The organism is Sinomicrobium endophyticum (assembly GCF_052983315.1).
This window is the reverse complement of the sequence record NZ_JBRKIS010000042.1, coordinates 1-12,750: the sequence shown is the minus strand read 5'-3', so window position 1 is coordinate 12,750 and position 12,750 is coordinate 1. Positions and strand designations below refer to the sequence as shown.

At 37.2% G+C, this 12,750-nt stretch carries 9 protein-coding genes and 1 pseudogene; all 10 read right to left on the bottom strand.

The features are described 5' to 3' along the window. Positions 1–281 precede the first annotated feature (281 nt). Positions 282–1,181: an SDR family oxidoreductase gene (locus ACVBDU_RS16445; RefSeq protein ID WP_447180819.1), complete on the bottom strand. Its 900-nt coding sequence runs from the start codon at positions 1,179–1,181 to the stop codon at positions 282–284. A 23-nt stretch (positions 1,182–1,204) separates the two neighbouring features. Then, positions 1,205–3,676 (bottom strand): TonB-dependent receptor domain-containing protein, encoded by a 2,472-nt coding sequence (locus tag ACVBDU_RS16440; protein WP_447180818.1) that lies wholly within the window; start codon positions 3,674–3,676, stop codon positions 1,205–1,207. A gap of 116 nt (positions 3,677–3,792) precedes the next feature. Then, entirely contained in the window at positions 3,793–4,356 is a 564-nt protein-coding gene (locus ACVBDU_RS16435) for a phosphatase PAP2 family protein (RefSeq protein WP_447180817.1), read from the bottom strand. Between the two features lie 35 nt (positions 4,357–4,391). After that, positions 4,392–5,435: a glycosyltransferase family 9 protein gene (locus ACVBDU_RS16430; RefSeq protein ID WP_447180816.1), complete on the bottom strand. Its 1,044-nt coding sequence runs from the start codon at positions 5,433–5,435 to the stop codon at positions 4,392–4,394. Between the two features lie 209 nt (positions 5,436–5,644). Beyond that, positions 5,645–6,481, bottom strand: coding sequence for a DUF4249 domain-containing protein (locus ACVBDU_RS16425; RefSeq protein WP_447180815.1), 837 nt, complete (start codon positions 6,479–6,481; stop codon positions 5,645–5,647). 4 nt (positions 6,482–6,485) lie between these two features. Then, positions 6,486–8,894 (bottom strand): TonB-dependent receptor, encoded by a 2,409-nt coding sequence (locus ACVBDU_RS16420; RefSeq protein ID WP_447180814.1) that lies wholly within the window; start codon positions 8,892–8,894, stop codon positions 6,486–6,488. Positions 8,895–9,408: 514 nt separating this feature from the next. Next, positions 9,409–10,431: a helix-turn-helix domain-containing protein gene (locus ACVBDU_RS16415; RefSeq protein WP_447180813.1), complete on the bottom strand. Its 1,023-nt coding sequence runs from the start codon at positions 10,429–10,431 to the stop codon at positions 9,409–9,411. A 351-nt stretch (positions 10,432–10,782) separates the two neighbouring features. Continuing rightward, complete coding sequence (locus ACVBDU_RS16410; protein ID WP_447180812.1) at positions 10,783–11,697, bottom strand: helix-turn-helix domain-containing protein; 915 nt, start codon at positions 11,695–11,697, stop codon at positions 10,783–10,785. Between the two features lie 33 nt (positions 11,698–11,730). Then, positions 11,731–12,468, bottom strand: coding sequence for an SDR family oxidoreductase (locus ACVBDU_RS16405; RefSeq protein WP_447180811.1), 738 nt, complete (start codon positions 12,466–12,468; stop codon positions 11,731–11,733). Between the two features lie 27 nt (positions 12,469–12,495). Continuing rightward, a pseudogene (locus ACVBDU_RS16400) lies at positions 12,496–12,750 on the bottom strand (IS5 family transposase); the annotation flags it as partial.

Here is a 12,750-nt window from a genome sequence, read left to right as displayed (position 1 = left end):
AGTTTATTTAAATTAGTAACTTTATTACAACCCTGTCAATCCAATAAAGGATAGACTAGGCAGTGACTTGATTGGTTGCTATTAACCAAGCTAGGGAGTAATTTTATACATAGGTTTTAAGTAGAAGGTCTAAAACATTTGAAACACCCAACCTATTGGTTTTGAAAACATACTTTTCCAGCTCGGTGCTCATTTTTTCTGAGAATTATGTTTTCTTTGAGGTTTAATTTGTATAACTATAATCTTAGAAAGTAAGGTGTGTTCTTGCTTGGATTTGTTCTTTACCCAATGCTGCTCAAAAAATTCCAAATAAAAATTTCCTCCAGATATTGTTTCACGCTTAAGGGCTTTCGACCCAATAGTTTTTCCATTTGTAAACCGTCACTTTCCAATTCCCCTTGTCTTGTAGCTGCGGAGAACCCACCAATCATTTTAGCACATCTTTTAGACATTCCTTGGTCAATTACAGTATTGAAAAATGCATCTAAACCAGGGCTTAAATAGGTGATGTTTTTACCTGTGATTTGAGAAATATACTCTGCAATTTCTGAAAACGAATAACTATCTCCAGATACACTATACGTCTTATTTTTATGCCCCGTTGAGGTTAAAACCTTGGCTGCCGTTTCCGCCATTTCACTTCGTAGTGCAAATCCTATTTTCCCATTACCGGCTGGCAGGTAAATACCATATTTAAAAATGTTCTCACCCAAAAATGAAGGCAATATGTCCATATATAGCCCATTTCGCAATATGGTATAACTCATACCACTTGCTTTAATGGCATTTTCTGTTGCTAAATGGGAACTTAGTATAAACTCAATAAGGGAAAAATTAACTTCTTTATGCTCCTGGCTTGTGTAAAGGATATACTTAATTCCAGATTCCATGGCCGCATTCACAACTTGGATATGCTGCTCACTACGATTTTCCAGTTCGTCACTTGAAACAAAAAGTAGTTTGTCAATACCAGAAAAGGCCTTCAACATTGAACTGTAGTTGTTATAATCGCCAAATACAATATTTACATGCAAAGACATTAATTTCTCTACCTTGGTATAATCCCTTACCATGGCATAAATCAAACTTTCATTCACCCCATTTTCAATCAATGATTCAATAACGGCATACCCATAATTACCAGTAGCTCCTGTCACTATTATTTTATCTTTATTTTTCATTTGTTCATTCACTTTTTAATCAGTTAAGATTCGTCATAATCTTCATAATCTTCATCATCACCATCATGATGTTCTATGGTATTTTTAAATCTATAAGTAAACGTAAGGTTGATTTGACGCTCAAAGTATTGGTATTCAGATTTAGAGAAGAAATTTGTATTATAGGCTTCTCGGCGACTAATTCTTGAGTTGAATAAATCGGAAACATTAAGGTTTATGGCTCCTCTGCCCTTAAATAATTCTTTGTTTACCGATACATTTGCCACAAGAATACCGCGTCTTGTGGTGTTGGCTTCTTTAAAGGGAGCATCATATTGAATGCCTATTTGCAAATCGACATCCTTGGGCAAAGAAATCTTTGGCGATAATCGCGCAAACCAACTGGATGAAGAGGTATTTAGTGATTGCCTTTGCGTAATAAGGTCACTGTTGTCATTAGGATCTGGAATAGTATTATCAAAGCTGGCGTCTTGTTCAAAACGATACCAGTTTATAGTACCATTGACTCGTAACCAATTTGCTGGGCTGTAAATGGACGATACTTCAATACCATATCTGTTTTCCGTACCTACATTTAATGGTCTGGTAATCAAAATGGGGATGTTTTCTTCATTTACCCTACCTGAATTGGTAGTTATGAGTTGAACAATATCTTCGGAATATTGAAAATACCCTATAGTTTCCAACGATACTTGACCCCAGTTTTTAGAATACCCTAACTCAAAAGAATTTGTAAAAACAGGGTCTAAATCCGGGTTTCCTGACAGAAGGTTCAAATCGTTGGAATAGCCTGAAAACGGATTTAATTCACGAAAGCTAGGGCGACTTATACGTCTGCCATAGCTCGTTTTGAGTTCACTGGTTTCAGTAAGTTGATAGCCCAAATGGAATGATGGAAACAGGTTGCTGTAGTTTTTACCAAAGCTAACATCGGACGTAAATTGCGTAACATCGATATTGGTAATTTCTAAACGCAGACCGGCAAGTACATTAAACTTGCCAAAGGTATTGGCGTATTGCGAGTAAGCGGCGTAAATATCTTCGCCATAATCCATTCGATTACTTAAGTTGGTGTCAAGTTCCCATATATTAGTGTTGGTATTAAAATTTTCAACTATTGAATTGAATTTTATGGTACGCATAGTACTGCGGTAGCCTGCTTCAAAACTGCCAGTTTCAGAAAACGGAAACACATAATCCGCTTGTATCAATAAGTTGTTTTGACGTTCGTCGCTTGCGGTACGGTCTTGAGCATCTTCAAAATTTCCAAAGCTATAGGTATCGTTAAAGATTGCCGATTCTATTTCTGTATTGCTGTCATACTTGGCTTCAACAATCAAAAAATGTTCTTTATCTTCATCAAAAATAGATTTATAAGTTAGTGTGTACTCGTCACTGGCATCTTCTTCCAATTCTCTCTCGTCACGTAATCTTGTACTTATCAATGTTCTATCAACATCAAAGGTGCTAAAAGTGGAAAGCCCGTTGTTGTCATTATCTTCGTTGGCATACAAGCCCATAAAAGTGAGTGTGTTTTTTTCGTTAAAATAGTAATCGACTCCTAGAGCTAATGTATATTCTGATCCGCCACGAGTGATGCCCTGATTTTGGGTTAAAAATCCTGTTGCTTTGCCTGTGGATTCGTCTAAAAATGTCGTGTTTACTGATTCGTTACCCGGTCGTTTTGAATCTTCGAAATTGACGTTTGTAAATACGTTAAATTTATTTGTTCGGTAGTTTAAGTTACCTCCAATACCGAAGGTTTCGGGTACTCCTATAACTGTCTGAACCGAACCATTAAATCCTAGATTCCTTCCTTTTTTGAGAATGATATTGATGATCCCTGAAGCACCTTCGGCATCGTACCGTGCGGATGGGTTGGTTATAATTTCGATACTCTCTACAGCATTGGAGGATAGGCGTTCCAACCCTTGGGCGCCACTAATGCCTATCACCCCTGAAGGTTTGCCATTTACCAAAATACGTACATTGGTATTACCTCTAAGCGTAATACCACCATCTACCGAAACCGAAACTGAAGGCACATTATTTAAAGCTTGAAGTACATTTGTGCTTTGCGCTGTTAAGTCTTGACCAATGTTATAAATCTTTTTGTCAAGTTTGTTTTCAAATAGACCTTTCTCGCCTTTTACAATGACTTCACTTAGCGACTGCGCATCTTCTGAAAGATAGAGTATCCCCAAATCCAGATCATTCTCAATCCTTTTATTATCCAGAAAAAATGGTTTGAAACCAATAAACTCAATTTCTATGGTGTACGTTCCTTTCTCCACTTCAATCGAGAAGATCCCATTTTCGTCTGTGATTCCCCCATATTTTGGGTTTGGCTGTCCTGTTTCTGTAAAGGAAACAGTAGCGTACTCTAAAGGGGTATTGGTTTCCTTTTGCAGGATTTTTCCTGTTACTATGATTTGAGCATAGCCGTACATCAATGATGTAGTTAAAAAAAGCAAGAGTGTTATTGTCCTAATCATTGATTTATGATATTTTGTGTGTTGTTCTTTTCCTCATTGTATATTGGAATCATTATGACCCACTCCAGATGTTTCTCCATATCAGTTATTTTTTAAGTAATATTTCTCAATAGACATTAAAATTTGTAGGTTAAACCTATTGTAGGTGTGTTTTCAATAAAGCCTGAAGAAATTCCTAATTTCTTTTTCCCATCATACCGTTTGGTGAACAAATAACTCATTCCAACACCTATCGCAGCACCCGCTAGCACATCCACGCCATCGTGCTTGTTTGCTTCGATCCTTGTATATCCAACATATCCTGCCAAGAGGTAGGCAGGAACGCCATATTCCCAACCGTATCTTTTTTGTACAAATACAGCACTGGCAAATGCAACAGAAGTATGACCAGATGGAAAACTATTGTTATTTTCACCATTCGGCCGCTCTTTGTTTATGGCTAGTTTTAAACCATACGTTAATGCAATAGTACCAGCTAGGGCTTTGGAAAATTGATAAGTTCCTTTTTGACCATCTTTCCAAATAAGTGTAGAACTCAAAGCCAAAGCTGGCATTGCAACAAGCAAAACATCTCCTACAATCTTATGGGTCTTTTGAGATGAGGTCAGAGGCTCCATCTGCCCATACGTTAGTGACGAACTCAAAAATAAAAGTGCAACTAGAGCTCTAAAATCGTACATACTTCTCTGTAAAATTTTGATGTTACCCATAAGCCTCAAGCTGAAGTGTTTGGATTTGGATAAAGCGCATTTTCAACAAGTACTATCAACTCTTCGATTTCTACCTCATTGGTTTTTATGGCAACACTACCCTCGTTGTAAGGCTTGTATTTTTCTGTATCTGTAACTGAGAATAAACCAATGGTAGGGGTAAGGGACGAGCTGGCCAAATGCATTACTCCGCTATCGGCTCCGATGAAAACATCTGTGCTTGCAATCATAGCCGCCAATTCCCTTACATCGTTGGAATACAAAGCAGGGGCTCTGAAACCAATCTTAGAGATATTTTCTTTTGGAAGTACTTCAATAATGTTTGCATCTGGAAATGCTTTCTGTAAATGTTCATATAGATTAAGCCACCATCTTTCTGTATGGCATTTGGTATCAGGGATATATGTGTATAAGCAAATGGTTGGTTGTGCGTTTTGAACTATGTCATATACCAAACTACCACCATGTATCAGTTCATCATTCGCAAGTCTCAAGTCCAAGCTAGCTGGAATCGCATCATTTGTCCTAACTCCTATAGTGGGCAAAAACTCCCTCAAGGAATAGATCACTTGCTTTGCAATATGTCTTTCTTTTTTATCCGTACCCCTATCACCTACAAACTTGAAGCTTGCATTGGAAATGCTCGTAAATAATCTTCCAGAACAAGATTCCATCACGGCATTTATGGCCAGATCATATTTCTTGCTTCTGAACCCTACAAATGTTCTTAAGTACTTTATGGGGTTTTTGAAGGGATTCCGCGGAAGTTCAATAACTTGGTCAATGTTATCATAATTTTGATACAGTTGGATTGCGCAGGATTGGTTTACCAGCAGATCGATCTCGCTATTCGGGAATGTGGATTCCAACTCCTGGACCAAAGGGGAAAGTAACAGTAAGTTTCCTAATCTATGATTCGGTCTGCAAATTAGGATCCTTTCTATAGCATCATTGGTACTGACCGTTTTACCTATCTTGTTTTTAAAACTACCAGTAAGATGTCTAAATGCTTTCCTCTTTATAGCGTTGATGAATTTTTTCGGATTCATTTATAAAATTTTTGTGTTGAGCTTCCTGAGAGTTCATCGGATTCTCAGGCATTTTAATGCAAACCTGTCTGCGGAAAATGGCTAGAAAAATAAAGGTGGTTCGGGATGCGTATTCAAAATTTATTGGTGTAAATAAATTTTATTCATTTGATCATCAATAGTTCCAAATACGCATTTTTGTACCTTAAAACTGCCTTTTTATCCTATTGCTAATTAATCGTATATGATGTAGTATCAAATTCACCTAGCCTAAAATATCCCAATACTTCTTCGTTGGAATCATTGACATTAGTGCAGTTTCCTTTTAACTGTACAGGGGTAGTTGGGAAAGGTCCGTTTTCATCACTTCCAGATTGTTGAATCAATATCTTTAAATAGTCATAATATCGTTGTGAAATACCATATACATTAATACCTACAGTTGCTCCAGCAACATAGTTTTCATTATCGTTCTCAATAAAATTTTCGTTGCCATCTGTAAATTCATCGCTAATAACTGCAAGAGACGGCAGTGGTAAATTGGACGGAATAAATTCGCCTAAATAATAATTTTCAACATCTCCGGGGTCGTCAAAAAATACTTGAAGCTGAATTTCTGTGTCATCACCAGAACCTTCAATGCCTTGCTCAACTCGATTAATAACAGGTGCTGCAATTAAGGTTTCGGTTGCTGTGTAGGAGTTGCCGTTGTATAGGATTTCCAAAGTGTACGATGCGTTGAATTCCGGAACAAAATCGGTTGCAGTGTAACTACCATTATTCTGGTCGGCAAACACAAATATTGATCCGTCGTTTTCTTTGGTTACCGTTACTGATGCACCCGTAACAGGGACATTTGGATCCTTATCAAAAAAAGCGGTTGATTCTCTCAGATTAATGGTTTGTGTTTCTCCCAAAGTACCTTTTTGCCAGTTAATAGACGCATCAACCACCAATCGTGCGCCGCCGTTTGGGACATTAACATCTATGACATCGGTACACGAGTTTAATAATCCAAGTATTAAAAGGAGTGCCCCTAATTTGTTATATATATTTATATTTTTCATTGTTTTAAAATTTAAAGTTGTATGTTACTGAAGGAACAATACCAAATATGGAAGTACGAGTGGCTTCAGTTACGCCTGTCTTTTGATTTTGACCAAAAGAAATAGAGGCTGCATTGCTTCGGTTATAAGCGTTGTATATGCCAAATACCCATTCGCCCTGCCAGTCTCTGTTTTTATTTTTTCGAGGTGTTAAGGTTGCAGAAAGGTCTAGTCTGTGGTAGGCAGGCAATCGGTCTGCATTCCTATCAGAATAAGTCGCTATGGATAATCCGTTGTATATAAACTGTCCGTTAGGATAGGTAACAGGTCGTCCTGTTTGGAATACCATATTAGCCCCAAATCGCCATTTTTCGTTGAGTTTGTAACTTCCGGTAAACGAAAAGTCGTGGGTTCTGTCCCAGTTCGAGTTATACCATTCCCCGTTGTTGATGCCCAATCCGCCTGCTGCTCCGCCGGGTGTGCGCTGTTGCGATTTTGACCATGTATATGCCAGCCAACCTGTAAAATCGCCTTTGTTTTTTCGCAATAAAAATTCTAATCCATAGGCACGGGCTTCACCACTTAAAATTTCGGTTTCAATGGTGTTTTGTGCTATAAGTTCTGCGCCATTGATATAATCTACCCTATTGTCGATTGTTTTGTAATAGGCTTCGGCTTCAATGGAAAACATATTTTCCCTGAAATTTCTGAAGTAGCCCACAGCATATTGGTCTGCAATCTGTGGTTCAATAAATTTTCCGCTAGGTGCCCAAACATCCAATGGCGTGGCTGATGTGGTGTTGGAAATTAAATGTAGGTATTGGGCCATTCGGTTATAACTTGCCTTAAAGGAAGACTTCTCGTTAAGCTGATATGAAAGTGCAAACCGAGGTTCTAAATTATTGAAGGTAGCTATGCTTTTTCCCTTACCGTAATTGGTATTGGAAATAGGTTCGGCACGTTCATAAATGCCTAATTCTTCGTTGTAAACTACGGGTAAATTATTGGAGTAATTGTTCAAGGTTTGCTCCCCTAGTCGATTGAAGTAACTGAAACGCAAGCCATATTGAGTGGTGAGCTTATCAGAAATTTTATGTTCCAAACCTGCATATACTCCGGTTTCCAAAGCAAATTTGTTGTCCAATTTCTCTGGATTTACGCCCGAATCTGCATCTAAAGGGTTGAGTTTTCCAGGATTAAAGTTGTAATAAATACCATTTACCCCAAAATCAAATTTTAATTTATCGCTGGCATAATACCCTAAGTCATAGCGCACATTATAATTGCTGATATCCGAGGTCCAATCAATTCCTTCAATGGGAATTTCCAGGTTGTAATTATATCGACTGTATATTAAGGATACATTGGAGAATAACTTGTTATTGAAAATATGGTTCCATCGCAAGTTTCCTGAGAGGTTTCCGTATGAATTCGTGAAAATTCCTGTCAGGTTAAAGTTGTCATTGCCTAGATAACCGGATAGGTACAACCTGTTCTTTTCATCAATTTCATAATTTGTCTTCAGGTTCAAATCGTAGAATCCGGCCCTACTATCTTCTCCGGCCAAGGCTAAGAATATATTGGCATAAGCAGCTCTACCAGCCATTAGAAACGAACCTTTGTCCTTGAACATTGGCCCTTCCGCCGCCAAACGACTGGAAATAGCACCAATACCGCCAGTGAGTTCAAACTCTTTACTATTTCCGTCTTTTTGACGTATATCCAGTACCGAAGAAGCTCGCCCTCCAAAACGCGCAGGAATGCCTCCTTTATAAAGTTTAACATCCTTAATGGCATCAGCATTGAAGACTGAGAAGAAACCAAACAAATGGGAGGCGTTGTAAATAATTGCTTCATCCAAAAGAATTAGGTTTTGGTCTTCTGCACCACCGCGTACATTGAAGCCCGATGCGCCTTCGCCAGCGTTGGTAACACCTGGCAGCAATTGAATGGACTTGATCAAATCTACCTCACCCAAAACAACAGGTATCTGTTTGATGTCGGTAGTTGAGAGTTTTGCTACACTCATTTGTGGTGTGCGAAGGTCAACTTTCTTGGATTCTTCAGCTGTGATGACCACTTCATCCAATTGAGCGGCATCCTCTTTGAGCTCAATGTTGAGGTTTTGATCAGAGCTAAGGTTTATAGCCCTTTCAAAAGTTGTAAATCCTAAATAGGAAATGGTTAAGGTATAAGTACCTTCAGGCGCTGTGATAGAATAAAAACCATATTCGTTGGTCGTGCTTCCAATGGAAGTACCTTTTAAAAGGACAGTTGCCCCCAAGAGTGTTTCACCGTTGGCAACATCCTTGACTGCACCACTAATTGTATATTTTGTTTGTGCAAAAAAGAATACTGGACACAACATTATCACCACAAATAAGGCCTGCCTTTTTCTAGACCTAAAGGGTTTTAATTGCTTTGTTTTTGTCATAATTACTAGAAATTTTAGATTAAGGTTTTCATTCAACCGGGGTAAAATTAGACTTGCATGCATAGCGGTTAAAATGAAGTAGGTTTTGAATCCGCTTTCAGTACCTGTTTGTTACCATAGTGATTTTAACACTCTGATTATTAGATTGTTAAATTCTGATAATTGTGTAGTTTCAAAAGGTTCTAAATGCGCTTCTCGCACTTAGAAAGCCGCCAACTGTAAAATTTGTGGCTTTTTTTCGTTTTTAGAGTCGTGAGGATTTGTCAGTTTAAGTTTTGGCTCAAAAGCCATGGTAATGCAAAAAACCCGTTGCAGATTGGGCAATACTATTTTAGGCTATCGATTCCAAATAGCCCTCATAAATACTGCCATAGTATCAATATTTGGAAATTGTATTTAAGGAAATAATCCGATTTTTATCAGAAAGTGGAGGCTTCTTTAATTTCTAAGAGGTTTTCTGAAAGCGGATTTGGAACGTAATTCTTCTATGAAGAATAAGGAGAAAAGGTAATGTCTAAACTACTGAAGGTAATGTCTTTTTAAACTCACTAGGGGTAACCCCGTATATTTTTTTAAAGGTAGTGTTGAAAGAGGATTTGGATTTGAAACCAACTTCGTTGGCAATGCCCATAATGGAGTAATTCTTGAACTTGTCATCCTTGAGACATTCTACAAATTCTTCAGCCCTGTACTTGTTCATGTAGTCCTGAAAATTGGATTTTAAGTACACATTTAAGACTTCAGATAAGTACTGTCTTGGAATACCCATCTTTTGAGCTACTTGGTTAACCGTTATATTGCTATTAGTAAAAAGCTTCTCTTTATCCATGAGCCTTAAAAACTCCCTTTTATATACCTCTGCTTTGGGTTTACTAAGACTTGAAGTTTTATAAGCCTTGGTATCAGCCTTTGGTAGTATAGATTTTGGTGATACAACAAGCTTAAATAAAATCATGTAGAGAAGTACTGCTGATAATCCAATAATTCCATAGGTTTCTATGAAGGGGAAATAATCATGGTTTTTTGTTATAATAAATGAAATTTCGTCTATTAAGTTCAATAAAGCATAAGGCACTATAAAAAACAGCATCCATCTTTCCTTTTTGTTTTTGATGATATCATAGATGGTATAACCTAAATAAACTAATAGCGTTACGCCTATCAGAATTTCTCCTATTATTAACCATATGTTATTAACTAAGCCGTTAACGTCTTCTGCGATTTGAAGCGTAATAAAAAACAAATACGGAATAAAATAAAGAAAATCTCTAAGTTGAAATTTATTTTGTTTAGAATTGTGATATTTTATAAGTAAAAAGAACAGTGTAATGATTAATGGAGATTGGAAAAAATACCAATTAGCATTAAAAAAAAACATGTTAAAATCATCATCTCCGACAACGTTCAAAAGTAATGCAATAATTGACCCTAGAAGCAATAAGAAATTTACCCGCTTGTAACTTTCTTGTTTAACGAGCAGAACACTTAAAAGAAACAAGCCCTGAATAAGGGCGATTATTTGAATTATTTCTAACATAAATAACGGAACACTTTCTCTGAACTGGCTAAAATAATTCAAAAAAAAACTAAAATCGATTGAAAATTAATTAAAAAATACCAAAATCTAACATTCCGCCACAAGCCTAATCACCAATCAAATTTCTTGAACTATTTTACATTTTTCAGATTTATTTATAGATTAGATAACGAAAATTTTGACGGATGATTATTGTTGGCCTTCAATATTTTTTGCAACTTGAACTTAATTTCTTTTCCATCTCAAAAGCAATAAACTCACCTTGCTAGAAAACCTTATACACTTGTAAAGGAACTTGATATCAACAATCTATCCCCTTTCAGGATGGATTTATCGTTTTCTATTTTTAATTCAATTAAAACTAGCCCTAAACTCCATCGGACTGACCCCGCTTTTACTCTTAAACAGTCGGCTAAAACTTTGCGGATATTCAAAACCCAATTGATATGCTATTTCGTTTACTGTCAATTCTGATATTGAGAGCATTTCTTTTGCTTTTTCGACAAGTTTATTGTGTATATGGTGCTGTGCACTTAGACCGGTAAGCGTTCTCAACATATCACTTAAATAGCTGGGGGAAATATTTAATTCTTCGGATAGAAATTGCACGGTTGGGATTCCTTCCTTCAATGGTGTGGAGTCATTAAAATAGTTGTCTAAAATTTCTTCTATTTTTTGTAATGAATCGTTATTTACGACTTTTCGAGTTATGAATTGTCGTTTGTAAAAACGGTTACAGTAATTTAATAATAGTTCAAGTTGTGCTATCATTACATCCTGACTAAAATCATCTATCCTACTTTTTAATTCGTCGTCGATGATTTCAAAAATGGATAAGATTGTTTTTCTTTCATTTTCTGATAAATGCAGTGCTTCATTAGTGGCATAGGAAAAGAAACCATATTCCTTAATCTTCTTTGCCAATGGATAGGTTAAAAGGAAATCGGGGTGAACCAGTAATAAACTACCACTTGCGTGATTGCCACTGGGACTTTCAAACACTTGATTTGGAGAGGTAAGTACCAAGCCACCTTCTCCAAAATCATAATAGTTTTGTCCGTATTTTGCCTGTCCGCACATTCCCGTTTTATAGGAAATCTTATAAAAGTTCATTACCATAGATTTCGGAAAATCGTAGGGCAGTGCTTCTAAGTCCGTTATATCTACAAAACTAATCATCGGGTGCATAGGCTTTGACAAACCAAACACCCGATGAAAGTCCGTTAACGATTCAAATTTATAAAGTGTATTCTCTTCCTTTTTCATTCTCAAATTTACAAAATTCAAAAGCAATAATTTTTACCAGGGGCAGTCGCCAGTTTCCGGATTGTGTTCTTCGCTGATAAACTTTCCTGTTGGTCCATCCGCGCCAATCATTGCATATTTGGCAATTCGGGTACCTGCTTCTTGAACGGTTCCCGTTCCACGATGACCATTAAAGTCCGTTGCTACGAATCCCGGACATACTGCATTTACTTTAAATGGCGTATCCCTTAATTCATAAGCCAAATTGATAGTGTACATATTGAGAGCGGCTTTTGATGCGGGATAAACAGCCGCTTTATGTGAATAATATTTCCAAGTGGGGTCGCAATGCAAAGTTAGCGAACAGCCACTTGATGATACATTTACAATACGTGGTTCTTCTGCTTTATGCATCATATCAATAAATGCTTGTGTCACTCTTGCCACACCATATACATTGGTTTCAAATACCTGTTTAAACTGGTCTATGCTTGCCTCTAAAGCAGCTTGAGGCCAACCGCCATTGATACCTGCATTGTTGATAAGCACATCCAGGACTTCCGTTTTTTTTCCGATTTCAATTCTTGCTGATTTAACTGAATCATCATTGGTAACATCCAATTGTACGACTTTAACATTAGGTAGTCCTTCGGCTTTAAGTTTTTCGACAGCTGTCACTCCGTTTTCCAGATTTCGGCTGCCCAGGAAAACGTAGAAGCCTTTTTGTAAGAGTTGCCGTGCGGTTTCATAGCCAATACTTTTGTTGGCCCCGGTAATTAATACTTTTTTCATTTCCATTTTTTTAATTATTGAACTCGTTTAAACTTTTTTGATTTTTCTTAGTTTGAACTTCTTTAAGGCTAACACAATAAAAGCAAGGTAATTAAACCCTGTCCAGCTTGCCACGGTAGTATCAAACCTGTTTAGTAATGACCGGAAACTGTCCATCCAGGCATTGGTTCGCTCGATGGCATATCGCTGGTCATAAAGTTCTTTGTCGAAATAGTCATCTCTGTCCTTGTTTGCGTTACGTCTGTTGAAACAGATATTGGCATTAATTTGCTCTTGGGCACA

Bases quoted from the DNA above. Each gene is read 5' to 3' on its own strand.
- ACVBDU_RS16425 (WP_447180815.1), bottom strand. From the start codon at position 6,481: ATGAAAAATATAAATATATATAACAAATTAGGGGCACTCCTTTTAATA.
- ACVBDU_RS16410 (WP_447180812.1), bottom strand. From the start codon at position 11,697: ATGAAAAAGGAAGAGAATACACTTTATAAATTTGAATCGTTAACGGAC.
- ACVBDU_RS16445 (WP_447180819.1), bottom strand. From the start codon at position 1,181: ATGAAAAATAAAGATAAAATAATAGTGACAGGAGCTACTGGTAATTAT.
- ACVBDU_RS16435 (WP_447180817.1), bottom strand. From the start codon at position 4,356: ATGTACGATTTTAGAGCTCTAGTTGCACTTTTATTTTTGAGTTCGTCA.
- ACVBDU_RS16440 (WP_447180818.1), bottom strand. From the start codon at position 3,676: ATGATTAGGACAATAACACTCTTGCTTTTTTTAACTACATCATTGATG.
- ACVBDU_RS16415 (WP_447180813.1), bottom strand. From the start codon at position 10,431: ATGTTAGAAATAATTCAAATAATCGCCCTTATTCAGGGCTTGTTTCTT.
- ACVBDU_RS16420 (WP_447180814.1), bottom strand. From the start codon at position 8,894: ATGACAAAAACAAAGCAATTAAAACCCTTTAGGTCTAGAAAAAGGCAG.
- ACVBDU_RS16430 (WP_447180816.1), bottom strand. From the start codon at position 5,435: ATGAATCCGAAAAAATTCATCAACGCTATAAAGAGGAAAGCATTTAGA.
- ACVBDU_RS16405 (WP_447180811.1), bottom strand. From the start codon at position 12,468: ATGAAAAAAGTATTAATTACCGGGGCCAACAAAAGTATTGGCTATGAA.